This is a genomic window from Streptomyces lothianensis (assembly GCF_047779955.1).
GTDB lineage: Bacteria > Actinomycetota > Actinomycetes > Streptomycetales > Streptomycetaceae > Streptomyces.
In genome coordinates this window covers 33,007-59,142 of the sequence record NZ_JBLMKT010000015.1, presented here as the reverse complement: position 1 = coordinate 59,142, position 26,136 = coordinate 33,007, and the positions used below count along the sequence as shown (strand labels likewise).

Sequence of the window (26,136 nt, the reverse complement as noted above, 5' to 3'; positions counted from 1 at the left end):
ACCCCGTTCGCGTCGGCCCGGGTACGGGCGTTACTTCGCTACCTTGAGGCAGAGAACCACCTCGTGGCTGCTGTCGCCCGTCTGGTAGTAGGAGATCGTCGCCTCCTCGACCGCCTCGCACTTGCTGTCGTCGCTGGTGTTGTCGAACTTCTCGACCACCTCGAACTCCGCGTCGCTCGAGGAGCAGTCGACGGTCTTGAGGTCCGGGCGTATCTGTGTGCCTTCGTTCTTCATGCAGTCGCCCACCGCAGTGGTCTCGGCGTCCGTCTGTCCCAGGTACCACTTGCCCACGCCGATCGCGGCGGCCACCACGACGATGCCGACAATGCTCAGCAGCTTCTTCTTGACCCCGTTGGAGCGGGAGGGCGGAGTGGCAGGCGCGCCGGGCGGGGGGAATCCAGGCTGGCCGGCCTGGCCCTGCTGGTCCTGGGCGAACGGGTTCTGGCCCTGGGGCGGCGGAGTGGTCACGTGGGAGTCCCCCTCGAACGATTGCCTGATGGCGTGGAATTGACTGCGGAAAAGCTATCCGGAATCTGTGGGAACTCTGTAACCCAGAGGGACTTCGTGGCACTGATGTGACACTTACTGCCGGACAGACCGGGACATAGCCGCAGTAGTCGCCCCATAGATGAGAGCCACGGTGACCACGAGGTGGGCGGACCTGCCGTCGGCGGGCAGTATCAACGCGGCCACCCCGGCCGCTCCCACGAAGGCGACGTTGAACAGCACGTCGTAAACGGAGAAGATCCGGCCACGGTAGGCGTCGTCCACCTCGGCCTGGACCGTCGTGTCCGTCGCGATCTTCGCGCCCTGCGTGACGAGGCCGAGCACGAAGGCGGCGATCATGATCGGCATCGGGGCGAAGGGCAGACCGAGAGCCGGTTCCAGCACGGTCGCGGTCCCCGCGCAGGCCACGATCCACCCCGTGGTCCCCAGCCGCCCCACCATCCACGGTGTCACCACCGCGGCGACGAAGAAGCCCGCTCCCGAGACCAGGACGGCGATGCCGAGCAGCGCCAGCCCTTCGGACTCGCTCGTCGTCCATGCGTACCGGCAGAGCATGAGCACCATGACGGTGAGCGCGCCGTAGCAGAAGCGCATCGCGGTCATCGCCGCCAGCGCTCGGGCCGCAGGGCGCCGCTCGGGATCGAGCAGATGCCGTATGCCCGCCACGAGCCCGCGTGCGGTGGAGGCGAAGGCCGCGCCGAGGTGTGGCTGCACCCGGTCGGGATCGGGGCCGAGGAGATCGCGGGCGAAGCCGACGGCGACCAGGGCGGAGCAGAGATAGAGGAGGGCACCGAGCAGTACCACGGCCGCATCGGAATCGGCGGCGAGCAGCCGCACGAGGAAGGCGAGTCCTCCGCCCGCGGTGGCCGCGAGCGTGCCGGCGGTGGGGGAAAGGGAGTTGGCGACCACGAGCCGCTCGCCGTCGACGACGCGGGGCAGAGCGGCCGAGAGTCCGGCCAGGACGAACCGGTTGACGGCCGTGACACAGAGGGCCGAGGCGTAGAACAGCCAGTCGGGGACGCTTGCGAGGATCAGTACCGCCGTGACCGATGCCAGGCAGGCGCGCAGCAGATTGCCGTAGACGAAGACCTGGCGGCGCGGCCAGCGGTCGAGCAGGACGCCGGCGAACGGGCCGATGAAGGAGTACGGCAGCAGCAGCACCGCCATCGCGGAGGCGATGGCCGCGGCCGATGCCTGCTTCTCAGGGGAGAAGACCACATAAGTGGCGAGCGCGACCTGGTAGACGCCATCGGCGCCCTGGGAGAGCAGTCGTACGGCGAGCAGGCGGCGGAAGTCCCGGAAGCGCAGCAGCATGCGCAGGTCACGTGCGACGGCCATGGGCACAGCCTCACACAAGGGTTCTCGGAGCAAGCGAAGGCCCCCGGCCGCGCTCGTGGCGCGTCCGGGGGCCCTGGCAGCCCTCAGGGGTGGGTTTCACTATGTTTCACGTGAAACACCCGCGAAGTACTGGGCTCAGCGCTCGACGTCGCCCTTGATGAACTTCTCGACGTTGTCGTAGGCCTCGTCGTCGAAGTACTGCACCGGCGGGGACTTCATGAAGTACGAGGAGGCGGACAGGATCGGGCCGCCGACGCCCCGGTCCTTGGCGATCTTCGCGGCGCGCAGGGCGTCGATGATGACACCCGCGGAGTTCGGGGAGTCCCAGACCTCGAGCTTGTACTCCAGGTTCAGCGGAACATCGCCGAACGCGCGGCCCTCGAGGCGGACGTACGCCCACTTGCGGTCGTCGAGCCATGCGACGTAGTCGGACGGGCCGATGTGCACGTTCTTGTCGCCGAGCTCGCGGTCGGGGATCTGCGAGGTGACGGCCTGCGTCTTCGAGATCTTCTTCGACTCGAGGCGCTCGCGCTCGAGCATGTTCTTGAAGTCCATGTTGCCGCCGACGTTGAGCTGCATGGTGCGCTCGAGACGGACACCGCGGTCCTCGAAGAGCTTCGCCATCACACGGTGCGTGATGGTGGCGCCCACCTGGGACTTGATGTCGTCACCGACGATCGGCACACCGGCCTCGGTGAACTTGTCAGCCCACTCCTTCGTTCCGGCGATGAAGACCGGCAGAGCGTTGACGAAGGCGACCTTCGCGTCGATGGCGCACTGCGCGTAGAACTTCGCAGCGTCCTCGGAGCCGACGGGCAGGTAGCAGACCAGGACGTCGACCTTGCGGTCCTTGAGCACCTGGACCACGTCGACCGGGGCCTCGGCGGACTCCTCGATGGTCTGGCGGTAGTACTTGCCGAGACCGTCGTGCGTGTGGCCGCGCTGCACCTGGACACCGGTGGACGGCACATCGCAGATCTTGATCGTGTTGTTCTCGCTCGCGCCGATGGCGTCCGCCAGGTCGAGGCCGACCTTCTTGGCGTCCACGTCGAACGCGGCGACGAACTCCACGTCACCGACGTGGTAGTCGCCGAACTGCACGTGCATCAGACCCGGGACTTTGGTGTCCTTGTCGGCGTCCTTGTAGTACTCGACGCCCTGCACCAGCGAGGCGGCGCAGTTGCCCACGCCGACGATGGCTACGCGAACCGAACCCATTCCGGTTGCTCCCTGTGTGTACGAGGTGAGACCCACTTGCGGGTCTCACTTGGTGGTGTCGTCGGACGGATCCGGCCGGGTACTGCCCCCGTGCCGGGGCAGGCCGCCCGTCTCTCCTGATGTGTCCTGCTGAGCGCTGCTCCCGGGCGCGGACCTGCGGTCCCGCCCCGCTCGCTCGCTCTCGATGAGCTCGTTCAGCCAGCGCACTTCGCGCTCCACGGACTCCATGCCGTGCCGCTGCAGCTCGAGTGTGTAGTCGTCGAGACGCTCGCGGGTGCGGGCGAACGAGGCGCGCATCTTTTCCAGACGCTCCTCGAGCCGGCTGCGGCGCCCTTCCAGGACGCGCATGCGTACATCCCGTTCCGTCTGTCCGAAGAAGGCGAAGCGGGCGGCGAAGGTCTCGTCTTCGTACGCATCCGGGCCGGTCTGCGAGAGCAGTTCCTCGAAGCGTTCCTTGCCGTCCGCCGTGAGCCTGTAGACGATCTTGGCTCGGCGGCCGGTGAGGGACGCCGCGAGGGCGTCCTCCGGAGTGCTGCCCGGTTCCTCGATCAACCAGCCGTTCGCGACCAGCGTCTTGAGGCAGGGGTACAGCGTCCCGTAGCTGAAAGCCCGGAACACCCCCAGCGAGGTATTGAGTCGTTTACGCAGCTCATAGCCGTGCATCGGGGATTCCCTGAGCAGCCCGAGGATGGCGAACTCGAGGATGCCGGAGCGTCTGCTCACACCTCGCCACCTCCGCACATTCCGGGTCCCGACGGACTGTCTATGCCGTGCTGATGTATCGACTCGATACATCAGCACGATAGAACGACCCCTCGGATGCGACAAGAGGGGGGTGGGTGAACGGCGTCACATCACCGATTCGCCGTAGGTAACTTGCCTGTTTTGGGGTGAACTTCAGGTCCTGGCAGGTTTTGACGGTGCGTAGTCTGTGCGCCATGCATCTCACCGAGAGCCACGAGACCCCGGGGGGTCCGGTGACGCCGGAGGGCGTCGTGGCACCGGATGCTGTGCGGAGCAGCCCGGGGAGGGGCCCATCCGTACTTCGGGGGGACTGGAACTCACCTGCCGCCTTCAGGCGTGGGACGCCACGCCTGCCCGAGGAGTAGTCGTTCGATGAGCGAGCACCGTCGCAAACCTCCGCAGTCACACGGTGGTGGACGTGCAGCGGCACGGCGCGGCACCACCGGTTCATCCGGCCGCCGCGCAGCGCCACGGTCAGGTTCTTCCTCCCGCGGGCATTCCGCCTCGCCGGGTATGCCGGACACCTCCGGTGCTCAGGGCCGTCCGAGGGGCGGTCGCGCCGAGGTGCGCCGTGCCGCGCAGCGCTCGGCGGGTGCGGGCGGCGGACGGCGCCGGGTACCCGAGGGCCGTGGTCGCGGTCGCGGACGTCAGGAGCCGGTCAAGAAGCGGTGGCTGGACTACCCGCGTGCGGGCAAGCACGGGCTGCGGCGCTTCGTGCCCTCGTGGAAGCAGGTGACAGGCTGCTTCATCGGCTTCTTCGGGCTCATCTTCGCGGCCGCCGGCATCGCGTACGCATGGGTGGACATCCCCGAGGTCGACAAGGTCAAGGACAACGAGAGCAACGTCTTCTACTGGGACGACGGCAAGACGCAGATGGCGTCGACCGGTGGCACGACCAACCGTCAGATCGTCGGCATCGAGAAGATCCCCAAGCACATGCGGAACGCCGTGATCTCCGCCGAGAACGACACGTTCTACGAGGACAGCGGCATCGATCCGATGGGCATCACCCGCGCCGTGTTCAACATGGCCACGGGCGGCGAGACGCAGGGTGGCTCGACCATCACCCAGCAGTTCGTGAAGAACACCTACCTCGACCAGAGCCAGACCATCTCGCGGAAGGTCAAGGAACTCTTCATCTCGCTCAAGGTCGACACCAAGATGTCGAAGAACGAGATCCTGGCTGGCTACCTCAACGCGGCCTGCTACGGACGCAACGCCTGCGGTATCCAGGCCGCATCGCAGGCCTACTTCGGCAAGGACTCCCTCGACCTGACCCTCGGCGAGAGCGCCTTCCTGTCGGCGGTCCTCAAGGGGCCGAACCTGTACAACCCCGACGGCGGAGTCGGCACCACGCCGCAGGCCAACCGGAAGCGCGCCGTGGAGCGCTGGAACTGGACTCTCGACCGGATGGTCGAGACCGGCAATCTGAGCCAGAAGGAGCGGGACGAGGTCGGGGAGTTCCCGAAGCTGGTGAAGCGGAAGTCGACCTTCGACGGACAGGTCGGCTACCTCGTCGACATAGCGAAGAAGGAAGCCGCCGACAAGCTGGGCATGTCGCCCGATGAGCTCGACAAGGGCGGCTACAAGATCTACACGACCTTCAGCAAGAAGAAGGTCCAGGCCATGGAGAAGGCGGTCGCCAAGACCCGCAAGGAGCAGGGCAAGCGCTTCGACGACAAGGTCCAGTTCGGCGGCGCCTCCATCGAACCGCAGAGCGGCAAGATCAAGGCGGTGTACGGCGGGGCCGGCTACAACAAGGGCTACTACGTCAACAACGCCAAGGGCACGCGGGTGCCGGTCGGTTCGACCTGGAAGCCGATCGTGCTGGCCTCCGCCATGGAGTACGGGACGTACAAGAGCAACGGCGAGGGCATCTCCCCGAAGAGCCTCTACAACGGTGATGACAACAGCATCATCTTTGACCAGAACGGCGACCCGATGCCCAACGGCAAGGGCGGGCCGTTCCGGCAGCAGAACGAGGCCGATAACGTGAAGTACGGGATGGTCACGCTGAAGTACGCGATGCAGCTGTCCATCAACGTCCCCTTCGCGCAACTCGGTGTCGACGTCGGTCTCGACAACACCCGCAAGACGGCCTTGGCCCTCGGTGTCCCCGAGAGCAGCTTCGACACCGGCAATATGAACAACGTGTCGTTCTCGCTCGGAACCTCCACTCCGGACGCTCTCTCCCTGTCGAGCGTGTACGCCACCTTCGCGGCCTCAGGGAAGCGCTACGAGCCCTACTCCGTCACCAAGGTCATGAAGAACGGCGCGGAGCTGGGCGGCTTCGAGAAGCCCACGGCCAAGGAGGCGCTCGACCCGGAGATCGCCGATGCGGTGACCGACGTCCTGGAGAACGTCGTCGAGAATGGCACGGCCAAGCGCGTCAACGACGTGGGCTTCCCGTCCGCCGGCAAGACCGGTACCACCGATGACAACATCTCGGCCTGGTACGTCGGATACACGCCCGAGCTCTCCACGGCGATCGGCGTGTTCCGCTCCAACCCGGAGACGCACGAGCTCATGCCTATCACCGGCAACAAGAGCGATTCGATCCACGGTGGTGAGGTGCCCGCGCAGGTCTGGGAGGACTACATGCGCGTGGCCACCAAGGGCGAGGAGCACAGCGACTTCCCGGAAGCCACCGACGTCGGCAAGATTGTCGGCAAGCCCAGCCCCTCGCCGACGCCCTCGCCGTCGCCGAGCGAGGAGGAACCCGAGCCCACCCCCTCGCAGCCGGAGGTCACGCCTTCGCGCCCGGCGAAGCCGTCCAAGTCCTGCTCGCAGTGGGATCCGGCCTGCTGGGACGACGGCGGCAACAACGGCGGCGGTGACGGCGGCGGCGACAGCAGCGGTACGGATATCGGCGGGACGACCGGAGGCGAATCCTCACCGGCGCCCACGGAGACGGAGTCGAATACCGGCGGAAACGGCAACGGCAACGGAAACAACGGCGGCTGGTTCTGAGAACCATCGGCCGACCGCGCGGTGTGTTTCACGTGAAACACACCGAGGTCGCCCGTTTCACGTGAAACATCGGGCCGCCACACCTCAGGGTGTGGCGGCCCCCACGGTTTCCACCGCCTCGTACGGCAGGATGAGCTCCATGACATACCCGCGCACGAGCACGCGCCAGGAACCCAGCGAGGAGCCGGTGGCGCCGACGCGGCAGGATGAGGTCGCCGCCGCCGGGAGCGAGCTGATCGGCGGTCCGCTCGGCCGCAGAGCCCTGCTCGGGACCCACTGGTGGACGCCGGTGCGCATCATCGCCCTGGTCGCCATCGGGATGTTCGCACTCGGCATGGTGCAGAAGCTGCCCTGCTACAACGGCGGCTGGTTCTTCGGGGCGGGCTCGCAGTACACGCATGCCTGCTACTCGGACATCCCGCACCTGTTCCAGGGGCGCGGATTCGCGGCGGACCTCGTGCCGTACTTCGATGCGATCCCGAGTGAGATCTCGGGTGGCATGGATTACCTGGAGTACCCGGTGCTGACCGGGGTGTTCATGGAGGTCGCCTCCTGGATCACCGGTGTCCCCACCGATGCCTCCGACACCCTCCAGTACCGCGAGCAGGTCTACTGGCTGGTCAACGCCGGGATGCTGATGGTCTGCGCCGTCGTCATCGCCGTCTGTGTCGCCCGCACCCACCGTCGCAGGCCCTGGGACGGGCTGCTCGTGGCGCTCGCCCCCGCGGGTGCGCTCACCGCGACGATCAACTGGGACCTCCTGGCGATCGCGCTGACCGCTGCCGCGATGCTGATGTGGTCGCGCTCGCGCCCGCTGGCCTTCGGCGTGCTGCTGGGTCTTGCGACCGCCGCGAAGCTCTATCCGGCGCTCCTGCTCGGGCCGCTGTTGCTGCTGTGCTGGCGGGCTGGGCGCTGGCGGGAGTTCTCTCTGGCCCTGACGGGTGCCGTGGGCGCCTGGCTGGCGGTGAATCTGCCGGTGATGATCGGAGCCTTCGACGGCTGGTCGAAGTTCTACAGGTTCAGCCAGGAGCGCGGTACGGACTTCGGCTCGTTCTGGCTGATCCTGCAGCAGCGGATGACCACGCCGCTGAGCACCGAAACCGTGAACACGCTGGCCGTGCTCCTCATGCTGGTCTGCTGCGGTCTGATCGCCGCACTCACCCTGGCGGCGCCGCGCAGGCCGCGCTTCGCGCAGCTGGCCTTCCTCGTGGTCGCGGCGTTCATCCTCACCAACAAGGTCTACTCGCCGCAGTACGTGTTGTGGCTGATCCCGCTGGCCGCGCTGGCCCGGCCGCGCTGGCGCGACTTCCTGGTCTGGCAGGCCTGCGAGGTCATGTACTTCCTCGGGATCTGGATGTACCTCGCGTACACGACCAGCGGCGACAAGCACCAGGGCCTGCCGCAGGATGGCTATCAGCTGGCCATCCTGGTCCATCTGCTGGGCACGATGTACCTGTGCGCCGTCGTCGTCCGCGACATCCTGCTGCCCGAGCGCGATCCCGTACGGCAGGACGGCTCGGACGACCCTTCCGGCGGGGTCCTGGACCGTGCCCCCGATGCCTACGCCCTCGGCCGTGCCGCGCACCCGCCGCGGCATGCGGCGCAGGCCGAGGACGGGACGTATGTGCAGTGGGGCGTGGAGCACGAGAAGAAGGTGTCGGCCGGACCCGTGGAGGACAGCACACCCAGCTCACCCTGAGAGAAGGGTGGAGACGGCGAAGGGGCGGCCCACAACCTGAGTTGTGGGCCGCCCCTTCGCTGTACGGGACCGAGAGCTCAGCGGTCGACGAGCCGGTCGTACTGCGTGGTGGTGTGCCGCAGATGGGCCACCAGCTCCTCGCCGACCTTGGGTTCCGTGGAATCGCCCGGGACGAAGAGGATCGAGACCTGCATATGCGGCGGCTCGGCGAACCAGCGCTGCTTGCCCGCCCAGACGAAGGGCGAGAGGTTCCGGTTGACGGTCGCCAGGCCCGCACGGGCCACGCCCTTGGCGCGCGGCATCATCCCGTGCATCGCCTTGGGTGCTTCGAGGCCCACACCGTGCGACGTACCGCCGGCGACGACCACCAGCCAGCCGTCGGAGGCCGCCTTCTGCTGGCGGTAACCGAAGCGGTCGCCCTTGACCACGGGCGTGACGTCCAGGACCGAGCCGCGGTACTCCGTGGCCTCGTGGTCGCCGAGCCACAGCCGGGTGCCGATCCGGGCGCGGAAGCGGGTCTGCGGGAACTGCTGCTGCAGCCGGGCCAGTTCCTGCGCGGACAGGTGGCTCACGAACATCGTGTGCAGCGGGAGGCGTGCGGCGCGCAGTCGGTCCATCCAGCCGATGACCTCCTCGACGGCATCGGAGCCGTCGGTGCGGTCGAGCGGCAGGTGGATGCCGAAGCCTTCCAGGCGGACGTCCTCGATCGCCGCGTGCAGCTGGCCGAGGTCCTGCTCGCTGACGCCGTGCCGCTTCATCGAGCTCATCACCTCGATGACCACACGCGCGCCCACCAGGCCGTACACCCCCTCGACCGAGGAGACGGATCGGATGACGCGGTCCGGCAGCGGCACCGGCTCCTCACCGCGGCGGAACGGGGTGAGGACGAGCAGGTCGCCGCCGAACCAGTCCTTGATCCGGGCGGCCTCGTATGTGGTGCCGACGGCGAGCATGTCCGCGCCGATGCGGGTGGCCTCCTCGACGAGCCGCTCATGGCCGAAGCCGTACCCGTTGCCCTTGCAGACGGGGATGAGGCCCGGGAACTCTTCGAGCACCTGCTTGTGGTGTGCACGCCAGCGGGCGGTGTCGACGTAGAGCGTGAGCGCCATGGCCGGACCCGGAACCTTTCTCGTGTCTGCGGATATCAGAGATATGAAAGCTAATTGTGCTCGCTCGGACGTTCTGATGCCGATGCGATACGGGAAATCAGCGGCGCGACATGTACATGTCGAGAGCCTTGTGCAGGAGCTTGTTCAGCGGGAAGTCCCACTCGCCGATGTACTCGACGGCCTCACCGCCCGTGCCGACCTTGAACTGGATCAGGCCGAAGAGATGATCGGTCTCGTCGAGCGAGTCGGAGATGCCGCGCAGGTCGTAGACGCTGGCGCCGAGCGCGTAGGCATCGCGGAGCATCCGCCACTGCATCGCGTTCGAGGGCCGGACCTCGCGGCCGATGTTGTCGGAGGCGCCATAGGAGTACCAGACGTGCCCGCCGACCACGAGCATCGTCGCGGCAGCCAGGTTCACCCCGTTGTGCCGGGCGAAGTACAGCCGCATCCGGTTGGGGTCCTCGGAGTTGAGGGCCCGCCACTGCTGCTGGAAGTAACTGAGCGGACGAGGACGGAACTTGTCGCGAACCGCCGTGATCTCGTACAGGCGCTGCCACTCGGCGAGATCCTCGTAACCGCCCTGGACGACCTCGACGCCTGCCTTGTCGGCCTTCTTGATGTTCCGGCGCCACAGCTGGTTGAAGCCCTTCTGGACCTCGTCGAGCGAGCGGCCGGCGAGCGGCACCTGGAAGACGTACCGGGGCTGCACATCACCGAAGCCGGCGCCGCCGTCCTCGCCCTGCTGCCAGCCCATCCGGCGGAGCTTGTCGGAGACCTCGAAGGCGCGCGGCTCGATGTGGGTGGCCTCGACATCGCGCAGGCGCTTGACGTCAGGGTTCTGGATACCGGCCTTGATCGCGGGAGCGTCCCACTTCCGGATCACGACCGGCGGGCCCATCTTCACGGAGAAGGCGCCCTGCTGCTTGAGATGGGCGAGCATGGGCTTGAGCCACTCGTCCAGATTCGGGGCGTACCAGTTGATCACCGGGCCCTCGGGGAGGTACGCGAGGTAACGCTTGACCTTGGGGAGCTGGCGATACAGAACAAGACCCGCGCCGACGAGTTCGCCGGTGCGGTCGTCGAACCAGCCGAGGTTCTCCGCGCGCCACTCGCTCTTCACATCAGCCCACGCCGGGACCTGGCAGTGGCTCGCCGAAGGCAGGCTCTGAATATATGCCAGATGCTGCTCTCGGCTGATGGTCCTCAGGGTCAGGCTCATGCGTGGCGCTCCTCGGCTGGTGTGTCCCCCCGGTCGAGGGGTTCCGGCTCTCGCGCCGAAGCCTACTGCGCCGCCCCCGCGCCCCGAATGGGCGCATGGAAGCTCGGCCCTCCGGTGCGCACACCGCAGGGCCGAACCCGGGGCAGGGGCGTACAGCAGGCCGGGAGCAGCCGCGGGGCGGCTCAGCCGAGAGTGGGCTCAGCCGCCGATCACGCCGCCGAAGAGGCCTCCGTGGGCCATGCCCAGGAAGAAGCCGACCGCCGAGGCACCGAGCCCGATGATCAGCGCCGTCCGCTCGCGGGTCGTCTCCGAGATGAACTGCCCGTAGCCGCCCGTCAGGATCCCGATGAGACCCGCCCAGGAGCTGAGCAGGTGGAGGTTGTGGAACATCGCCGAGACGAAAGCCGTGATGCCGAGCACCAGGGTCACCGCAAGCAGCGTGTCCTGGAGCGGATGGGGCTTGCCGTCCGTCGCGAAGAGCGAGGTCGCGGTCTTGGGTCGCATTGCCTGTGCCATGGGAGGCACCTCCTGGCATGAGCGGCGCGCATCGTAGCGCTGGGGACACCCGATGTGTACAGATTGCGGCTCCTTGGCACCGGATTTCAACCGGAAGCCATCAGGCAGGTACTCTGTAACGTCTGCAGCGGCGTCTGCCCAGTTCGACTGGGCCTCCACGGCCGGCCTCCCGCCCAGGCGGGACCCGATTGTCAGTGGCGACCGATACCGTTGCGAACGCATCGCAACCCTCCTGCCACGGAACGACCGTGGCCGCTGAGTCCAAAGGAGGTGGGTTACACATGCGTCACTACGAAGTGATGGTCATCCTCGACCCCGATCTCGAAGAGCGTGCCGTTTCGCCGCTGATCGAGAACTTCCTCTCCGTTGTCCGTGAGGCCAACGGCAAGGTGGAGAAGGTCGACACCTGGGGCCGTCGTCGTCTCGCGTACGAGATCAAGAAGAAGCCCGAGGGCATCTACTCGGTCATCGACCTGCAGGCCGAGCCTGCGGTCGTCAAGGAGCTCGACCGCCAGATGAACCTGAACGAGTCGGTCCTCCGGACCAAGGTCCTCCGCCCCGAGACCCACTGAACCCCCGGTTCAGCGGTATCGGGATCTGAGTAGCAGCAAGCAGCCAGCAGCAACCCGCCGAGAGGTATCCCCCATGGCAGGCGAGACCGTCATCACGGTCATCGGCAATCTCGTCGATGACCCCGAGCTGCGCTTCACCCCCTCCGGTGCGGCGGTCGCGAAGTTCCGTGTCGCGTCCACTCCCCGCACCTTCGACCGCCAGACGAACGAGTGGAAGGACGGCGACAGCCTGTTCCTGACCTGCTCGGTCTGGCGTCAGGCGGCGGAGAACGTCGCGGAGTCGCTCCAGCGAGGCATGCGCGTCATCGTGCAGGGCCGGCTGAAGCAGCGGTCCTACGAGGACCGCGAGGGCATCAAGCGCACGGTCTACGAGCTCGACGTCGACGAGGTCGGCGCCAGCCTCCGCAATGCCACCGCCAAGGTCACCAAGACCAGCGGCGGCGCCCGTCAGGGCGGTGGCGGTTACGGCGGCGGTGGCGGCGGCCAGCAGGGCGGCGGCTGGGGCGGTGGCCCCGGCGGTGGTCAGCAGCAGGGCGGCGGAGCTCCCTCCGACGACCCCTGGGCGACCAGCGCGCCGGCCGGCGGTGGCCAGCAGGGCGGCGGCGGTGGCGGCTGGGGCGGAGGCTCCGGCGGCAACAGCGGCGGCTACTCGGACGAGCCCCCCTTCTAGGCCTCGCGGCCCGGGGTGGGGCTTACCCCACACTTCTTGATCACACAGGAGAAACACCATGGCGAAGCCGCCTGTGCGCAAGCCTAAGAAGAAGGTCTGCGCTTTCTGCAAGGACAAGGTCCAGTACGTGGACTACAAGGACACGAACATGCTGCGGAAGTTCATTTCCGACCGCGGCAAGATCCGTGCCCGCCGCGTGACCGGCAACTGCACGCAGCACCAGCGTGACGTCGCCACGGCCGTCAAGAACAGCCGTGAGATGGCGCTGCTGCCCTACACGTCCACCGCGCGATAAGGGAAGGGTGACTGAAACATGAAGATCATCCTCACCCATGAGGTCTCCGGCCTCGGCGCCGCCGGCGACGTCGTCGACGTCAAGGACGGCTACGCTCGCAACTACCTGATCCCGCGGAAGTTCGCTATCCGCTGGACCAAGGGCGGCGAGAAGGACGTCGAGCAGATCCGTCGTGCTCGCAAGATCCACGAGATCCAGACCATCGAGCAGGCCAACCAGATCAAGGGCCAGCTCGAGGCCGTCAAGGTTCGCCTTGCCACCCGCTCCGGCGACGCCGGTCGTCTCTTCGGCGCCGTGACCGCGGCCGACATCGCCACGGCGATCGAGGCTGCCGGTGGCCCGAAGGTCGACAAGCGTCGTGTCGAGCTGGGCGCGCCGATCAAGGTGCTCGGCGCCCACGAGGCGTCCGTGCGTCTGCACCCCGAGGTCGCCGCCAAGGTGAGCATCGAGGTCGTCGCCGCGTAAGCGCAGCGCTGGCTTTCAGCGTCAAAGGGGCCGTACCCGTCTCGGGTACGGCCCCTTTGTGTTTGTGCCGGCCCGGTCCTTTGGAGCGGGTGTTTCACGTGAAACATGACCGGCTGGGTGGCGACAGCGGACCGGCGTGGAGCGCAGGACGCGGCGTGCGGGGCCGGACTCCGCGTGGCGGCCGGATTCAGCGTGTCGCGCCCGTGACGATCCAGCGGCCCGAGCGGGTACGGAGCCACAGGGTGAGCATGCGGACGGTCATCATCAGCGTCATGGCCAGCCACAGCGCCGTCAGGCCGCCGTCGAGGACGGGCACGAGCAGGGCGACCGGGGCGAAGGCGGCCAGCGTGGCGAGCATGGCCCAGGCCAGATACGGACCGTCGCCCGCGCCCATCAGGACCCCGTCCAGGATGAAGACGATCCCGGAGACCGGCTGGGAGACGGCGACCACGACCAGCGCGGGCAGCGCGACGTCATGCACGGCGGTGTCGCCGGTGAACAGGGGGAGGATCAGCGGGCTGGCCGCCACCACCAGGACCCCGAGCACCACACCCGAGGCGATCCCCCACTGCACCATCCGACGGCAGGCCCCGCGCGCGCCCTCCTCGTCGCCCGCCCCCAGATACCGGCCGATGATGGCCTGGCCGGCGATGGCGATGGCGTCGAGGGCGAAGGCCAGCAGGCTCCACAGGGAGAGCACGATCTGGTGCGCGGCGATTTCGGCGTCCCCGAGCCGCGCGGCCACCGCCGTGGCGATCATCAGGATCGCGCGCAGCGAGAGCGTACGGACCAGGAGCGGGGCACCCGCCTGGGCGCAGGCGCGGATCCCGGCGGCATCGGGCCGCAGCGAGGCATGGTGCCGCCGGGCCCCGCGCACCACGACCAGGAGATAGACGGCGGCCATCGCCCACTGGGCGAGGACGGTGCCCCAGGCGGAACCGGCGATGCCGAGGCCGGCGCCGTAGACCAGGCCCGCGTTGAGGGCCGCGTTGGCCGTGAAGCCGCCGATGGCCACGTACAGCGGGGTTCTGGTGTCCTGGAGCCCGCGGAGAACGCCGGTCGCGGCGAGGACGACGAGCATCGCGGGGATACCGAGCGCGGAGATGCGCAGATAAGCGACGGCATGGGGCGTCGCGGTCCCGGAGGCGCCGATGAGGTCGACGATCGTGGGGGCGGTGGGCAGGATGACGGCGAGGGTGGCCGCGCCCAGCAGTATCGCGAGCCAGATGCCGTCCATGCCCTGGCGGATAGCAGCCGGGAGGTCGCCCGCGCCGACCCTGCGGGCGACGGCCGCCGTGGTGGCGTAGGCGAGGAAGACAAACACGCTCACGGCGGTGAGTAGCAGGCTCGAGGCGACGGCCAGACCGGCGAGCTGGGCGGTGCCGAGATGCCCGACGATGGCGCTGTCGGCCATCACGAAGAGCGGCTCGGCGACGAGTGCGCCGAAGGCCGGGACGGCGAGCGCGATGATCTCGCGGTCGTGCGCCCGGCGGACCGCCTTGGGTGTCGGGGGAGCCTGTGTCATGGGCATCAATCTAATCTTCCACAGGTAAGAGACGCAAGCGATCAGTGACTATTACTCGACCGTGCGGACGGTGGACGGTGGTGCGCCGTTTGCGCTGATCTTGGGCCGACCGGGGAAGTTTTTCCCATGCACAGCGGGTGGATAAGGAACCTGCAGGTCAGATGGTGTTTGTGGTGGAGCCTGAGGGCTTGTTCACAGCGCTGTCCACCGGGCCGTGCACAGGATTGGCCGAGTTCTCCACAGCCTGGGGGCCACTATCCACAGAGCCTGTGGATAACCAGATTGGCTGACGGTGCCCGGAGCCCTAACGTGGTCCGGCGCACCGTCCCGCCGGAAGCGGAGTCGGGCCATCGATTTGTCAGTGTCGTGCCGTAGGAATGAGGGCATGGCGAGGTCCGCTCGGCGGACGGGAGGAGGTGGCCCGGTGAGTATCTCCGAGCCTTTGGACGACCCCTGGGCCGACAGCGGTCCGGGGGATCGTCTGCCCGTCTCCCGGCAGCGCGCGGGCCGTGGCCAGGGCCGCGAGGAGCAGCACGAGCGGGGCCGCGACGGTGGGTCCTGGGAAGGCGGTTCGGCCTTCGAGCGAGTGCCTCCGCAGGACGTCGACGCCGAACAGTCCGTGCTCGGTGGCATGCTCCTGTCCAAGGATGCGATCGCCGATGTCGTCGAGGTCATCAAGGGCCACGACTTCTACCGGCCCGCCCACGAGACGATCTTCTCGGCCATCCTCGACCTGTATGCCAAGGGCGAGCCGGCCGACCCGATCACGGTCGCCGCCGAACTGGTCAAGCGCGGCGAGATCACCAAGGTCGGCGGTGCCCCGTATCTGCACACGCTCGTACAGACCGTGCCGACCGCGGCCAATGCCGAGTACTACGCGGAGATCGTCCACGAGCGCGCGGTGCTGCGCCGCCTGGTCGAGGCCGGCACCAGGATCACCCAGATGGGATACGCGGCCGACGGCGATGTCGACGAGATCGTCAACGGCGCGCAGGCCGAGATCTACGCGGTCACCGAACAGCGCACCAGCGAGGACTACCTTCCCCTCGGCGACATCATGGAGGGCGCGCTCGACGAGATCGAGGCGATCGGCTCCCGCAGCGGCGAGATGACCGGTGTGCCGACCGGCTTCTCCGATTTCGATTCCCTCACCAACGGTCTGCACCCGGGCCAGATGATCGTCATCGCGGCCCGTCCCGCCATGGGTAAGTCCACGCTCGCCCTGGACTTCGCGCGTGCCGCCTCGATCAAGAACAACCTGCCCAGCGTCATCTTCTCGCTGGAAATGGGCCGCAACGAGATCGCGATGCGTCTGCTGTCCGCCGAGGCGCGGGTGGCGCTGCACCATATGCGCTCCGGCACGATGACCGACGAGGACTGGACGCGGCTCGCGCGCCGGATGCCCGAGGTCTCCGCGGCACCGCTCTACATCGACGACTCGCCGAACCTGTCGATGATGGAGATCCGCGCGAAGTGCCGTCGGCTCAAACAGCGCAACGACATCCGGCTCGTGATCATCGACTATCTGCAGCTGATGCAGTCCGGAGGCTCCAAGCGCGCCGAATCCCGGCAGCAGGAAGTCTCGGACATGTCGCGAAACCTCAAGCTCCTCGCCAAGGAGCTCGAGGTCCCGGTGATCGCGCTCTCGCAGCTGAACCGTGGCCCGGAGCAGCGTACGGACAAGAAGCCGATGGTCTCCGACCTGCGCGAATCCGGCTCGATCGAGCAGGACGCCGATATGGTCATCCTGCTGCACCGTGAGGACGCCTACGAGAAGGAGTCCCCACGCGCGGGCGAGGCGGACATCATCGTCGGCAAGCACCGAAACGGCCCGACCGCGACGATCACTGTGGCCTTCCAGGGTCACTACTCGCGCTTCGTGGACATGGCCCAGACCTGATCCGGGCTTGATGTGGGATCCCAGATCCCGTGTCCTTTTCCCACCGGTGATGTCCACCGCGTGGCCAATAGGACAGGGGACTGGGATTCATGGTTCCTGCCGCACTGAGCCTGTCGGATTCTTACCGCTTATCGTTCGTGCTGTCGGATTCTCATTGCGTCGCACGCTGAGCGGTGGCGTTTGCCCCTTACGTAGGGTTTGATCTCATTTTTGGGATCCGGTTCTCGCGGTACCTGTCAAGGTCGTACGCGATGCCCACGTGGCGTCCTGGCTCCCCCTGGACACATACGCGCCGAGTACAGAGGTATCGAGATCCTTGAGGGACTCCAATACCTGACTGGCAATCGCAAAGTGCGGATCGCAGCGATCAGCGGTCTCGGGAACGGCGACGACCGTCATCTGGGCTGACACGCCAGCGAGGACGCCGTTGAGCGAGTCCTCGATCACGATGCATTCGTCGGGTGACGCGCCGAGGGCGGCGGCTGCGCGGAGATAGGCGCCCGGGTGGGGCTTGCCGTGTTCGTCGTCTTCGGCCGAAAACACGGCATCGAAAGATCAGTCAAGGCCGGTGCTCGCGAGCGCATGTCGAGTCACCGACTCCGGTGAAGATGACACGACGGCCATCGCCCTCTCAGGCGAGCTGGTTCACAGGACAGGGAAGCGTCGGCGCACGACCACACCCACCGCCTTCGGAGGCCAAGTCATCCAGGCCGTCCACGATCTTGAACGCGCGACGGGGGGCCCGTGAGGCCCTGGGTGACGCAGCCTGACAACGTCGTCGACAATCACCCCATGGATGTCACCGAGCTGCTCGAATCGGCTTCCCTTCTGGTCCCGGAAGAGATCGCTACCGAAAACGACGTCACAGTGCGAGACGTCTGGGACTACCTCGCCCATGACGAATGGCAGATCGCCCTGAGCCTGCTGGAGGAGCTCGGGGACGGGCATCCACTGCCCTTGTCGTTCTGGGAGCAGCTGGCTGAGGCAGCTGAGCAACTCCTTCTTGAGCGGAGCGCAGCTTGGTGCCACTGGCGGTGTTCTGAGATTCGAAACGGGATGGTCCGGGCGGATCTGACACTTCGTCCGGCCGCAGAAGCACGACGCAGGACACCGATCGCTGGCCACGGTGTTTTGCGGCCCATGTGGGACATCGGGAACCTCTCACCCGCTGGGGGTGCTTCGGTGAGCATTGCCGGGCTCTGGGTCGAGGGCATGCCCTTTCTGGAGCCCGGCGGCCGGGCCACTGTTCGCCTCGCGCCTCTCACACCGTCTCATTGGAAGCACGTCGAAGCCGGTCAAAGGATCAACATGCATGAGGACCGGACCGTGGCCGGCACTGCAGTCGTGCTTGAGGTTTGTCTTCCTGCCGCCACCATGTCCACGGGCTGACGTCGACTGTCTGACAGTGGCCAGTTGAAATTCCCCATCGGAGGCCAGTAGGTGGGGAGCTAACTGGCCGCCGATGGCTACTGACCGTGAAGTGTCAGCTTCCGTGATGCGGGCTTGGGACTGGCTCTTGGGGGCGGAAGGTGCGGCGGTAGGTGTCGGGCGGGACGCCGACGCTGCGGTGGAAGTGGCGGCGCAGGGTGGTGGCGGTGCCCATGCCGGTGGCCGTGGCGATGGTGTCGACGGTGGCGTTGGTGGTTTCCAGGAGTTGTTGGGCGTGGCGGATGCGCTGGGTGTGGAGCCACTGCAGTGGTGTGGTGCCGGTGAGGTGTTTGAAGTGGCGGGCGAGGTGGCGTGAGCTCATGCGGGCCTGGCGGGCCAGGTCCTCCACGGTGAGCGGTTGGTCCAGTCGTTCCAGCGCCCAGGGGAAGAGTCCGCCCAGGGGGTGGTTGCCGGGCTCGGGCAGGGGGGTGGCGATGAACTGGGCCTGGCCGCCGTCGCGGTGGGGCGGGATGACCAGACGGCGGGCGATCTTGTTGGCGTTGGCCGAGCCGTGGTCGAGGCGGACCAGGTGCAGGCACAGGTCCATGGCGGCGGCCTTGCCCGCGGAGGTGAGGACGTCGCCGTTGTCGACGTAGAGGACGTCCGGATCCACGGTGGCCGCCGGGTGGCGTCGGGCCAGTTCCTGGGTGTGGGCCCAGTGGGTGGTGGCGCGCCTGCCGTCGAGCAGTCCGGCCGCGCCCAGGACGAACGCGCCCGTGCACAGCGAGGCCACGCGGGCGCCGGCCTCGTGGGCGGTGCGTACCGCCTGGACCAGGTCGCTGGGTGGTTCACGGTCGGTGTCGGCCCAGCCGGGGACGATCACCGTGTCGGCGTGCGCGAGATGGTCGAGTCCGTGGTCGGGCGCCAGGCGGAAACGGTCGACGTGTACCGGACCGCTTCCGCAGACGGAGAAGTCGTACCAGGGGTCCACGATGTGGGTCAGATCGGCGCCGAAGATCTCGATCGCCACGGACAGTTCGTAGTGGAGCATGCCGTCGGTGACGGCCAGCGCGACGGTAGGCATGTCCGAAACTGTACGTGTCATGTCGTTTCCGACGCTCGTGCGGGGTGCTGCCACGAGGACAGGATGTGCGTGTCAGGCCGCGGCGGATCGACATCGCGGCGGGTGTTCCAGTGCACGGGGGCAGTCTCATGGGGTCAGGTCAGCAGGTGGCGGTGTTCGGCGCGTACGGTCACACCGGGCGGTTCGTGGTCGCGGAGCTGGCCGCGCGCGGATACGTCCCGGTGTCCTCCGGGCGCAACGCCCGGGCGCTGCGGGAGCTGGCCCAGGAGCACGGCCTTGAGGCCCGGGTGGCGTCGGCCGAGGATGCGGCGTCGCTGGACCGGGCCCTGGCGGGCGCGGTGGCGGTCATCAACTGCGCGGGCCCCTTCGCGACGACCACCGGTCCCGTGATCGAGGCCGCGCTCCGTGCGAAGATCCCGTACCTGGACGTGGCCGCCGAGCTTGAGGCCAACCTCGACACCTTCGCCCACTACCAGGAGCGAGCCCGGGAAGCGGGAGCGGTGATCGTCCCGGCCATGGCCTTCTTCGGCGGCCTCGGCGACCTGCTGGCCACCGCAGCGATGGGCGCCTGGACCGCAGCCGACGAGGCCCACATCGCCTACGCGCTCAGCAGCTGGCACCCCACCGCCGGCACCCGCCTGTCCGGTGCCGTCTCCCGCGAGCGCCGCGGCGACGTCCGCCTGCGCTACAACGGCGGCCAGTGGGAGCGCCGCACCGACGCCGCGCCCGCCCTTCAGTGGACCTTCCCGGAACCGATGGGAGTCCGGGAGGTGATCGGCGAGTTCACGATGGCGGACGTCGTCACCGTTCCCCAGCACCTGTCCATCCCCGACGTGACCACCTACATGACCGTTGAGGCGGTCCGTGATGTCGCCGCCCCCCACACACCGGCCCCGACCGCCGCCGACCGGAGCGGGCGCTCGGACCAGACCTTCCTCGTCGACGCCGTCGTACGCTCCGGCGGAGTCGCACGCCGGGCCACGGCCAGCGGCCAGGACATCTACGCCGTCACCGCACCTCTCGTCGCCGAGGCCCTCGAACGCGTCCTGACCGGCCGCACCAAGACTGTCGGCGTCGCCTCCGCCGGCGAGATCTTCGACGCACCGGACTTCCTGCACGCACTCGCCCCGTACATCGCACTCGACCTCCACCCGCAAGATGCCTGACCGCGACGCTCCACGACACAAGACCATTTCCGGATTGGAAGCCGACTCCCCCCACGACTTCTGAGCGCACGCACGTACGCACTCCCGGAGATTCGCCGAGTCTCCGCTACGATTACCGAGAGTCACATTCCAACTGGCCCTACGTGGGGAATCTTTGGCGGCCGCCCACAACTGTCCCAGACCTCTCACTGGCGCAGATGATCTCCGTATCTCGTGGAGCACACACAAGGGGGAGGATGGCGCTGAACAAGAAGGGCTCCCGGCGCATAACCGTTGACGGGACCGAGTACCGCTGGCGGATCCGCAGGAAGCCCTCCTACCTGCAGGGACTCTGCTGGACACCGATGACCTACGCGGTCGAAGCGGCCAGCGGCAGCCAGCCGGGCACGATCTTGATCGTCACCAGTGGCCAGGCCCATCCCAGTAACTGGGTGGGAATCGAGACAGAGCCCATTCGCCCAGCTCACGTTGCTGCCGGCATTCGCCAGGCACGGGATCAAGGCTGGGATCCAACCCGGGTCGGCTCTCCGTTCGAGCTCGACCGATCCGCAGGATTCATCGCTCGACCATGAGACGAAGCGGAGTGGCGCGATGCATCTGGCCCGGCATCATGGCCTGGTGACCACATGGATGCGCTGCTACTGGGACGAGGAAGACACCTGGTTCTACTTCGAGGTCGACGCCGAAGGCTGGGTGGTCCGGCAGGTTGAACTCGAAGGGCCTGAGCTGATCCCGATCGCAGCTGCTTCCCTCGCCGAGAGGCAGCGGGCCCGCGACGCAGGCCGCCTCGGTGATTACGACAGCAGATTCGGGATCACCGCCGAGCTGCCCGTCTCGGAATGGGAAGGCCACGACCCCGAACAACTCACCTTCGAGGAGTTCGAGGATGTCTGGGGCCCTGCCCGTCAGCAGATCGCATCCCGGCCCAGCTGACCTCTCGGCGCCGCACTGGCTTCTTGGCATCATCGCGACATGACCCCGACCCTTCCCCGCACTGTCCGAGCCGTCGACACCGCTCAGCTCCTGGACCTGGCCCAGGAGGCCGCCATGCACAGCTTCAGCCAGCGGCTCCCGGTCGACTGGCTACGAGATCACCTCGCCGCAGAAGCGACGCACTACCTGTTTCCGACGCTCGTGCAGCGGCTCACGCATCGTCCCGAGATGCCGTTGCAGTGGAGGTGCCAGCAACTGTTGACCGTCAGCACCGGCGAACAGATCTTGGGTCTGCTCGACGTCCTTCCCGACACCTTCGACAAGATCCCGGAGACCTTGGACACAGCGTCCAAGAAGGACGTCGTCAGCCGCATCGAGCGAGCAGTGTCCGTGCGTGAGTGGGTGGAACGGATGGCTGCCGATGCAGGTTCGTGCCCCCCTGGGCAGCGGTGCATCCCGCTGGACAGTCTGAGGAAATGACACCGATCTGAGACAGCCGGCGGCCGACACGTCGTGAGACCGAAGAGGGACGTCCAGGTCACAGCGTCGGCGCATGACACCGAAAGTGAGAACCTACACCTGACCCGGGGCCCGGTCCCGGCGGCCGTGCGCCGCCCGGAGAGGGAATTCCGCTCGACCGGGCCCCCTCGGCGCGATGGACTGGCCCGTATGACTTCATCCGGATCCAGTTCAGACTCCGCGGCCGACCGTCACGCGCTGCTCGACTCGACCCGTCGTGCTCTCGATCGCCGGGTGGCCCTCGCCCAGGCGCAGGGCCGGACGCCCTCCGTCGTGGCCGCGGTCGTGCGGGACGGCGAGTTGGTGTGGGAGGGGGCCGCCTCCTCGGTCGACGGGCATGGTCCCGATGGTGATGTGCAGTACCGGATCGGTTCGATCACCAAGACCTTCACCGCTGTGCTCGTGCTGCGGCTGCGCGAGGAGGGGCTGCTCGAGCTGGGGGACCGGATCGAGCAGCATCTGCCGGGCACGGGCCTCGGGGAGGTGACCGTCGGACAGTTGCTCGCGCACACCAGTGGACTGGCGGCGGAGACACCCGGTGCCTGGTGGGAGCGGACGCCGGGCAGCGAGCGGCCGACTCTGGGGCACGTACTGGGCGAGGCGCCGTTCCGGCATCCGGTGGGGCGCCGGCATCACTACTCCAACCCCGGCTATACGGTGCTCGGCGCCCTCGTCGAGAACCTGCGCGGTGCGCCGTGGGAGGACGTGCTGCGGCGTGAGGTGCTCGAACCGCTGGGCCTGAGCCGTACCTCCGCCCAGCCGCAGGCGCCGTCCGCGGGCGGCTGGGCGGTCCACCCCTGGGCCGATGCGCTGCTGCCCGAGCGGGTCGAGGATCTGGGGCTGATGGCTCCGGCCGGGCAGCTGTGGTCCACGACAAGGGACTTGGCGCGGTTCGCGGTCTTCCTCGCGCAGGGCGATGACCGGGTGCTGTCCGCCGAGGCCGTACGGGAGATGCGGGAGCCCGCCGCTCCGGCGGAGGACGGGGCAGGCGCGGGCGGGTACGGACTGGGGTTGCAGCTTCTGCGGCTGGGGGAGCGCTCGCTGGCCGGACACTCGGGATCGTTGCCCGGCTATCTCGCCTGTCTGGTGTTCAGCGTCGATGAGGGGCTCGCGGCGGTGACGCTCACCAACTGCACCTCGGCCCCGCTGATGGGCCCGCTCGCCACCGACCTCCTGCACATCGTGGGCGAGGCGGAACCGCGTTTCCCCGAGCCGTGGCGGCCGATGCCCGAAGTCGACCCGCGGGTACTGGAGTTGGCCGGGCCCTGGTACTGGGGGACCAGCGGCTTCGGGCTGCGCGTCGGCGCCGACGGCATCGAGCTGGGGCCGCTGCAGGGCGTGGGGCGCTCCGCGCGATTCCGGGCCGAGGAGGATGGGACCTGGACCGGGCTCAACGGGTACTACGCGGGCGAGACACTGCGGGCGAGACGGCGGCCGGACGGCACACTGAGCCACCTCGACCTCGGCTCCTTCGTCTTCACCCGCGAGCCGTACGAGGAGGAGGCGCCGGTACCGGGCGGGGTGGATCCCAAGGGGTGGCGCGGCCTGAAACAGTAGGGGAGTGATGCCGCGGGGTCATGTTTCACGCGAAACATGACCCCGCGGCACACGCGCCGCAGGCCCCGTGTGGCTCACGGCCGCTCGTTCAGCAGATGCCTCACAGCGGGAGCTTGAAGCCCACGTGGGAGGCGACGAAGCCGAGCCGCTCGTAGAAGCGGTGGGCATCGGTGCGGGTGGCGTCCGAGGTCAGCTGTACCAACTGGCACCCCTGTCGCCGCGATGTGTCCACCGCCCATTCGATGAGCCGAGTGCCGAGTCCGCTGCCTCGCTCGTCGGAGTGGATCCGTACACCTTCGATGATCGCGCGGGTGGCGCCACGGCGGGAGAGTCCCGGAACCTCGGTCAGCTGCAGGGTGCCGACCACGCGGTCTGCGCGGACGGCGACCATCAGATGCTGATTCGGATCCTCGGCGAGGCGGTCGAAGGCAGCGCGGTACGGGGCGAGGTCGTCGGAGGACTCGCGCCGGGCGCCCAGCGGGTCGTCGGCCAGCATCGCGACGATGGCCGGGATGTCCTCGGCGGACGCGGGCCGGATCTCAAGATCGTTCATGCCCACGACCGTATGCAGGGGGTGTGAGGACCGTGTCCGCCGGGCCGGGCCGCCTCACCTCAGCCCGCCGCCACCGTCAGTGGGGCGAAGCGGTGGGTCCAGTCGCCCGGAAGGTCCGGGATCCCGTAGGTCATCACCGCGTTGAAGGTCACCGATTCCAGGCCCCGGGACTTGAGCCAGTTAAGGAGTTCCTCGTGGCGTACGTCGATGTCCGTGCGCAGCGGGCGGTCCGTATGTGAGGCGAGTGAGGCGACCAGGGACTTGGCCGTGTCCGTGTCGCGGGCGATCAGCGGGCCGATCACATGGGTGTCCATATTGGGCCAGGCCGCCGCATATCCGCTGATCTCCCCGTCCGGGGACTCGGCGAGCCGCAACTGGTCGGCGAACGCGGGCAGTCGGGTGAGCATGTGGGTGCGGTCGGGGCCGAAGACCTCGGCGTCCAGACGCAGCAGTGCCGGGAGATCCTCCGCCGTCGCCGCTCGGGTGGGGACGGCCGGCGCGGGATCCGCCGCGCTGAAGTGGCCGCGCACCATCTCCGCCCGGCCGACGGTCCGGAAACCGAGCTCCTCGTACAGGGGCTGTCCGAACGGCGTGGCGTGCAGGGTGATCGGCATGCCGTCCAGGAGCGCGAGGACCTCCCGCATCAGGCGCCGACCCACCCCCTTGCGCGCGTGGCGCCCGGCCACGAGGACCATGCCGATCGCGGCAAGTTCGGGCTTCTCGCCTGCGCCGTACGAGGTGACGGTGCAGGCGGCCACCAGACCGCCGGCAGGGTCGTCGATCCCGTACCCCTGTCCGGCGGCGAGCAGCAGCCCCCATTTGTGCTCTTCGCGGGGCCAGCCGCGGTCCTCGGAGAGGTCCGCGCAGAGCTTCACATCATGCGTGGTCAGACGGCGTACGGGCAGGTCAGCAAGGGAAAGTGTCGACACGGAGGTCAGGCTGGCCGACGGACGGGCTTCGCGTCCAGTGCTTTCCGGGCGCCGATGGAGTGCTTTCGGCCACGCTCGGCCGCGGCGGTGCGCAGCCGTCGGCCTCGCCTGGTGAGCCCCCAGGGTTTGAGGATCGAGATCACCGTCATGAAAACATACGCGGTGAGCGAGACGATCGGTCCCATGATCAGGTCCGTGGCGTCGGGGAGTGCTCCACCGGCCGAGACGATCTCGGCGTTGTGGTTCACTCCGGGGCGCAGTGCGAAGGTGGAGGCCGCGGTCGTGGCCAGGGTCAGCCAGAACTTGACGTAGACCCAGCGGTGCCGGGCCAGTCCCCACTGGGTGCCCAGGGACAGCAGGAGTCCACTCAGCAGTGTGAGCAGGGCCAGCGGGATGACCAGCCAGTCCGCGAAGAGCTTCATTGAGCGGACCGCGGCCTCCGTGGTGGCGGCGGAGTCGGTGGTGATCGCCGCGGCGGCCAGTGCGAGCAGCCCGAGCGTGAGCCCGAGCCAGCCGGCGGCGGCGGTGACATGGACGACGAGGGTGGCCCGGCGAGCGGGGCGATTGAGTTTCACGTGAAACACGGTGCCCGCGCGGGCCCGGCTCCCGCGTCTGACAGCAGGAGTAAGTCCGCGTACTGACCTCGGCGTACGTCCACGGCACGCGGCTGCTTCCGGACGGCACCACCGCAGCGTCAGGCCCTGCAGCAGCTGCCCGGCCCCGCAGCTGCCCGGCCCCGCAGGCGCCCGGCCCGGGCCGCTCAGCCCAGGTCGGGCGCGTGCATCGCCCGTACCCCTTCGATGTTCCCGTCCAGATAGTGCCGCAGCGACAGCGGTACGAGGTGGACGGAGGCGATCCCCACACGGGTGAAGGGCAGCCGGACGATCTCGTACTCGCCGATGCCTTCCTCCATCTCCGGGCCGTGCCGCAGCGAGGGGTCCATGGATTCCAGGCGGCAGACGAAGAAGTGCTGCACCTTCACCCCGGTCGCCCCGCCATCGGCCCCGATGTGCTCGACGGTGTCGACGAAGCAGGGCACGACATCGGTGATCTTGGCGCCGAGTTCCTCGTACACCTCGCGGTGCAGGGCATCGACGACGGTCGCGTCCTCGGCCTCGACTCCCCCGCCGGGCGTGACCCAGTAGGGATCGACGCCGGGCTTGGTGCGCTTGATCAGAATCAGGTCATTGCCGTCGAGCAGGACGGCGCGTGCGGTGCGCTTGACCACGGGTCGGACGGTCATGGTGGAAATGTGGCCCGATATGTTTCACGTGAAACAC

At 68.0% G+C, this 26,136-nt stretch carries 27 protein-coding genes; 13 read left to right on the top strand and 14 right to left on the bottom strand.

Annotation, left to right across the window (positions count from 1 at the left end; translation table 11 throughout):
* Positions 1 to 30: 30 nt before the first annotated feature.
* From ACLF6P_RS02500 to ACLF6P_RS02485, 4 genes are all read right to left on the bottom strand, one after another.
* On the bottom strand, positions 31 to 468 hold the full coding sequence (locus tag ACLF6P_RS02500) for an LppU/SCO3897 family protein (protein WP_415947692.1): 438 nt from the start codon (positions 466 to 468) through the stop codon (positions 31 to 33).
* Positions 469 to 582: 114 nt separating this feature from the next.
* Complete coding sequence (locus ACLF6P_RS02495; protein ID WP_415947691.1) at positions 583 to 1,845, bottom strand: MFS transporter; 1,263 nt, start codon at positions 1,843 to 1,845, stop codon at positions 583 to 585.
* 135 nt (positions 1,846 to 1,980) lie between these two features.
* Complete coding sequence (locus ACLF6P_RS02490; protein WP_415947690.1) at positions 1,981 to 3,063, bottom strand: inositol-3-phosphate synthase; 1,083 nt, start codon at positions 3,061 to 3,063, stop codon at positions 1,981 to 1,983.
* A gap of 45 nt (positions 3,064 to 3,108) precedes the next feature.
* Positions 3,109 to 3,786 (bottom strand): PadR family transcriptional regulator, encoded by a 678-nt coding sequence (locus tag ACLF6P_RS02485; protein ID WP_415947689.1) that lies wholly within the window; start codon positions 3,784 to 3,786, stop codon positions 3,109 to 3,111.
* Between the two features lie 534 nt (positions 3,787 to 4,320).
* Here ACLF6P_RS02485 and ACLF6P_RS02480 point away from each other — a divergent pair.
* Both ACLF6P_RS02480 and ACLF6P_RS02475 read left to right on the top strand, forming a co-directional pair.
* Positions 4,321 to 6,777 carry a transglycosylase domain-containing protein gene (locus ACLF6P_RS02480; protein ID WP_415947687.1) on the top strand — a complete coding sequence of 819 codons (2,457 nt, stop codon included), beginning with the start codon at positions 4,321 to 4,323 and terminating at the stop codon, positions 6,775 to 6,777.
* Between the two features lie 139 nt (positions 6,778 to 6,916).
* Positions 6,917 to 8,476, top strand: coding sequence for a glycosyltransferase family 87 protein (locus ACLF6P_RS02475; RefSeq protein ID WP_415947686.1), 1,560 nt, complete (start codon positions 6,917 to 6,919; stop codon positions 8,474 to 8,476).
* Between the two features lie 77 nt (positions 8,477 to 8,553).
* Here the strand turns inward: ACLF6P_RS02475 and ACLF6P_RS02470 are convergent, their stop codons facing one another.
* The 3 genes from ACLF6P_RS02470 to ACLF6P_RS02460 all read right to left on the bottom strand — a co-directional run bounded on the left by ACLF6P_RS02470 (position 8,554) and on the right by ACLF6P_RS02460 (position 11,320).
* On the bottom strand, positions 8,554 to 9,585 hold the full coding sequence (locus tag ACLF6P_RS02470) for an alanine racemase (protein WP_415947685.1): 1,032 nt from the start codon (positions 9,583 to 9,585) through the stop codon (positions 8,554 to 8,556).
* 97 nt (positions 9,586 to 9,682) lie between these two features.
* Positions 9,683 to 10,804, bottom strand: a complete 1,122-nt coding sequence (locus ACLF6P_RS02465; RefSeq protein ID WP_415947684.1) for a lipid II:glycine glycyltransferase FemX — start codon at positions 10,802 to 10,804, stop codon at positions 9,683 to 9,685.
* Between the two features lie 198 nt (positions 10,805 to 11,002).
* The gene (locus ACLF6P_RS02460; RefSeq protein WP_415947682.1) at positions 11,003 to 11,320 is read right to left on the bottom strand and encodes a hypothetical protein; all 318 of its coding nucleotides are present in this window, start codon (positions 11,318 to 11,320) and stop codon (positions 11,003 to 11,005) included.
* A gap of 281 nt (positions 11,321 to 11,601) precedes the next feature.
* Here ACLF6P_RS02460 and rpsF point away from each other — a divergent pair, with 281 nt between their 5' ends.
* The 4 genes from rpsF to rplI all read left to right on the top strand — a co-directional run bounded on the left by rpsF (position 11,602) and on the right by rplI (position 13,322).
* Positions 11,602 to 11,892 carry a 30S ribosomal protein S6 gene (gene rpsF, locus ACLF6P_RS02455; protein WP_028804085.1) on the top strand — a complete coding sequence of 97 codons (291 nt, stop codon included), beginning with the start codon at positions 11,602 to 11,604 and terminating at the stop codon, positions 11,890 to 11,892.
* Between the two features lie 73 nt (positions 11,893 to 11,965).
* Positions 11,966 to 12,562, top strand: coding sequence for a single-stranded DNA-binding protein (locus ACLF6P_RS02450; RefSeq protein WP_415947680.1), 597 nt, complete (start codon positions 11,966 to 11,968; stop codon positions 12,560 to 12,562).
* A gap of 58 nt (positions 12,563 to 12,620) precedes the next feature.
* The gene (gene rpsR, locus ACLF6P_RS02445; protein WP_006381652.1) at positions 12,621 to 12,857 is read left to right on the top strand and encodes a 30S ribosomal protein S18; all 237 of its coding nucleotides are present in this window, start codon (positions 12,621 to 12,623) and stop codon (positions 12,855 to 12,857) included.
* An 18-nt stretch (positions 12,858 to 12,875) separates the two neighbouring features.
* Positions 12,876 to 13,322, top strand: coding sequence for a 50S ribosomal protein L9 (gene rplI / locus ACLF6P_RS02440; protein WP_415947679.1), 447 nt, complete (start codon positions 12,876 to 12,878; stop codon positions 13,320 to 13,322).
* Between the two features lie 187 nt (positions 13,323 to 13,509).
* Here rplI and ACLF6P_RS02435 read toward each other — a convergent pair whose 3' ends face one another.
* A complete protein-coding gene (locus ACLF6P_RS02435) occupies positions 13,510 to 14,847 on the bottom strand; it encodes an MATE family efflux transporter (RefSeq protein WP_415947678.1) in 1,338 nt (445 codons plus the stop codon).
* Between the two features lie 424 nt (positions 14,848 to 15,271).
* Between ACLF6P_RS02435 and dnaB the strand changes: the two genes are divergently transcribed.
* On the top strand, positions 15,272 to 16,747 hold the full coding sequence (gene dnaB, locus ACLF6P_RS02430) for a replicative DNA helicase (RefSeq protein ID WP_415947677.1): 1,476 nt from the start codon (positions 15,272 to 15,274) through the stop codon (positions 16,745 to 16,747).
* A gap of 204 nt (positions 16,748 to 16,951) precedes the next feature.
* Here dnaB and ACLF6P_RS02425 read toward each other — a convergent pair whose 3' ends face one another.
* Positions 16,952 to 17,290, bottom strand: a complete 339-nt coding sequence (locus tag ACLF6P_RS02425) for an HAD family hydrolase (protein WP_415947676.1) — start codon at positions 17,288 to 17,290, stop codon at positions 16,952 to 16,954.
* Between the two features lie 249 nt (positions 17,291 to 17,539).
* Between ACLF6P_RS02425 and ACLF6P_RS02420 the strand changes: the two genes are divergently transcribed.
* On the top strand, positions 17,540 to 18,136 hold the full coding sequence (locus ACLF6P_RS02420) for a hypothetical protein (RefSeq protein WP_415947674.1): 597 nt from the start codon (positions 17,540 to 17,542) through the stop codon (positions 18,134 to 18,136).
* A gap of 94 nt (positions 18,137 to 18,230) precedes the next feature.
* On the opposite strand, the gene ACLF6P_RS02415 is transcribed toward ACLF6P_RS02420, so the two are convergent.
* A complete protein-coding gene (locus ACLF6P_RS02415) occupies positions 18,231 to 19,199 on the bottom strand; it encodes a helix-turn-helix domain-containing protein (RefSeq protein WP_415947672.1) in 969 nt (322 codons plus the stop codon).
* A gap of 128 nt (positions 19,200 to 19,327) precedes the next feature.
* Between ACLF6P_RS02415 and ACLF6P_RS02410 the strand changes: the two genes are divergently transcribed.
* The 5 genes from ACLF6P_RS02410 (at position 19,328) to ACLF6P_RS02390 (ending at position 23,374) form a co-directional block, all read left to right on the top strand.
* Entirely contained in the window at positions 19,328 to 20,365 is a 1,038-nt protein-coding gene (locus tag ACLF6P_RS02410; protein WP_415947670.1) for a saccharopine dehydrogenase family protein, read from the top strand.
* 236 nt (positions 20,366 to 20,601) lie between these two features.
* Positions 20,602 to 20,937 carry a hypothetical protein gene (locus ACLF6P_RS02405; protein ID WP_415947669.1) on the top strand — a complete coding sequence of 112 codons (336 nt, stop codon included), beginning with the start codon at positions 20,602 to 20,604 and terminating at the stop codon, positions 20,935 to 20,937.
* Between the two features lie 58 nt (positions 20,938 to 20,995).
* A complete protein-coding gene (locus ACLF6P_RS02400; protein WP_415947843.1) occupies positions 20,996 to 21,298 on the top strand; it encodes a hypothetical protein in 303 nt (100 codons plus the stop codon).
* Between the two features lie 39 nt (positions 21,299 to 21,337).
* The gene (locus ACLF6P_RS02395) at positions 21,338 to 21,778 is read left to right on the top strand and encodes a hypothetical protein (protein ID WP_415947667.1); all 441 of its coding nucleotides are present in this window, start codon (positions 21,338 to 21,340) and stop codon (positions 21,776 to 21,778) included.
* Positions 21,779 to 21,967: 189 nt separating this feature from the next.
* Positions 21,968 to 23,374, top strand: a complete 1,407-nt coding sequence (locus tag ACLF6P_RS02390) for a serine hydrolase domain-containing protein (protein ID WP_415947665.1) — start codon at positions 21,968 to 21,970, stop codon at positions 23,372 to 23,374.
* A gap of 100 nt (positions 23,375 to 23,474) precedes the next feature.
* On the opposite strand, the gene ACLF6P_RS02385 is transcribed toward ACLF6P_RS02390, so the two are convergent.
* The 4 genes from ACLF6P_RS02385 to ACLF6P_RS02370 all read right to left on the bottom strand — a co-directional run bounded on the left by ACLF6P_RS02385 (position 23,475) and on the right by ACLF6P_RS02370 (position 26,099).
* Positions 23,475 to 23,927: a GNAT family N-acetyltransferase gene (locus ACLF6P_RS02385; protein ID WP_415947663.1), complete on the bottom strand. Its 453-nt coding sequence runs from the start codon at positions 23,925 to 23,927 to the stop codon at positions 23,475 to 23,477.
* A 59-nt stretch (positions 23,928 to 23,986) separates the two neighbouring features.
* Positions 23,987 to 24,856: a GNAT family N-acetyltransferase gene (locus ACLF6P_RS02380; RefSeq protein ID WP_415947661.1), complete on the bottom strand. Its 870-nt coding sequence runs from the start codon at positions 24,854 to 24,856 to the stop codon at positions 23,987 to 23,989.
* Positions 24,857 to 24,861: 5 nt separating this feature from the next.
* Complete coding sequence (locus ACLF6P_RS02375; protein ID WP_415947660.1) at positions 24,862 to 25,431, bottom strand: DUF2269 domain-containing protein; 570 nt, start codon at positions 25,429 to 25,431, stop codon at positions 24,862 to 24,864.
* Positions 25,432 to 25,616: 185 nt separating this feature from the next.
* Complete coding sequence (locus tag ACLF6P_RS02370; RefSeq protein ID WP_415947658.1) at positions 25,617 to 26,099, bottom strand: NUDIX domain-containing protein; 483 nt, start codon at positions 26,097 to 26,099, stop codon at positions 25,617 to 25,619.
* Positions 26,100 to 26,136: the final 37 nt, after the last annotated feature.

What these genes read in the sequence shown, in the direction of transcription:
- ACLF6P_RS02470 (WP_415947685.1), bottom strand. Translation starts at nt 9,585, where the DNA reads ATGGCGCTCACGCTCTACGTCGACACCGCCCGCTGGCGTGCACACCAC.
- ACLF6P_RS02435 (WP_415947678.1), bottom strand. Translation starts at nt 14,847, where the DNA reads ATGACACAGGCTCCCCCGACACCCAAGGCGGTCCGCCGGGCGCACGAC.
- ACLF6P_RS02390 (WP_415947665.1), top strand. Translation starts at nt 21,968, where the DNA reads ATGACTTCATCCGGATCCAGTTCAGACTCCGCGGCCGACCGTCACGCG.
- ACLF6P_RS02450 (WP_415947680.1), top strand. Translation starts at nt 11,966, where the DNA reads ATGGCAGGCGAGACCGTCATCACGGTCATCGGCAATCTCGTCGATGAC.
- ACLF6P_RS02495 (WP_415947691.1), bottom strand. Translation starts at nt 1,845, where the DNA reads ATGGCCGTCGCACGTGACCTGCGCATGCTGCTGCGCTTCCGGGACTTC.
- rpsF (WP_028804085.1), top strand. Translation starts at nt 11,602, where the DNA reads ATGCGTCACTACGAAGTGATGGTCATCCTCGACCCCGATCTCGAAGAG.
- ACLF6P_RS02490 (WP_415947690.1), bottom strand. Translation starts at nt 3,063, where the DNA reads ATGGGTTCGGTTCGCGTAGCCATCGTCGGCGTGGGCAACTGCGCCGCC.
- ACLF6P_RS02475 (WP_415947686.1), top strand. Translation starts at nt 6,917, where the DNA reads ATGACATACCCGCGCACGAGCACGCGCCAGGAACCCAGCGAGGAGCCG.
- ACLF6P_RS02400 (WP_415947843.1), top strand. Translation starts at nt 20,996, where the DNA reads ATGCGCTGCTACTGGGACGAGGAAGACACCTGGTTCTACTTCGAGGTC.
- ACLF6P_RS02385 (WP_415947663.1), bottom strand. Translation starts at nt 23,927, where the DNA reads ATGAACGATCTTGAGATCCGGCCCGCGTCCGCCGAGGACATCCCGGCC.
- ACLF6P_RS02395 (WP_415947667.1), top strand. Translation starts at nt 21,338, where the DNA reads ATGACCCCGACCCTTCCCCGCACTGTCCGAGCCGTCGACACCGCTCAG.
- rpsR (WP_006381652.1), top strand. Translation starts at nt 12,621, where the DNA reads ATGGCGAAGCCGCCTGTGCGCAAGCCTAAGAAGAAGGTCTGCGCTTTC.
- ACLF6P_RS02460 (WP_415947682.1), bottom strand. Translation starts at nt 11,320, where the DNA reads ATGGCACAGGCAATGCGACCCAAGACCGCGACCTCGCTCTTCGCGACG.
- ACLF6P_RS02465 (WP_415947684.1), bottom strand. Translation starts at nt 10,804, where the DNA reads ATGAGCCTGACCCTGAGGACCATCAGCCGAGAGCAGCATCTGGCATAT.
- ACLF6P_RS02480 (WP_415947687.1), top strand. Translation starts at nt 4,321, where the DNA reads ATGCCGGACACCTCCGGTGCTCAGGGCCGTCCGAGGGGCGGTCGCGCC.
- ACLF6P_RS02405 (WP_415947669.1), top strand. Translation starts at nt 20,602, where the DNA reads ATGGCGCTGAACAAGAAGGGCTCCCGGCGCATAACCGTTGACGGGACC.
- ACLF6P_RS02410 (WP_415947670.1), top strand. Translation starts at nt 19,328, where the DNA reads ATGGGGTCAGGTCAGCAGGTGGCGGTGTTCGGCGCGTACGGTCACACC.
- rplI (WP_415947679.1), top strand. Translation starts at nt 12,876, where the DNA reads ATGAAGATCATCCTCACCCATGAGGTCTCCGGCCTCGGCGCCGCCGGC.
- ACLF6P_RS02420 (WP_415947674.1), top strand. Translation starts at nt 17,540, where the DNA reads ATGGATGTCACCGAGCTGCTCGAATCGGCTTCCCTTCTGGTCCCGGAA.
- ACLF6P_RS02370 (WP_415947658.1), bottom strand. Translation starts at nt 26,099, where the DNA reads ATGACCGTCCGACCCGTGGTCAAGCGCACCGCACGCGCCGTCCTGCTC.
- ACLF6P_RS02415 (WP_415947672.1), bottom strand. Translation starts at nt 19,199, where the DNA reads ATGCCTACCGTCGCGCTGGCCGTCACCGACGGCATGCTCCACTACGAA.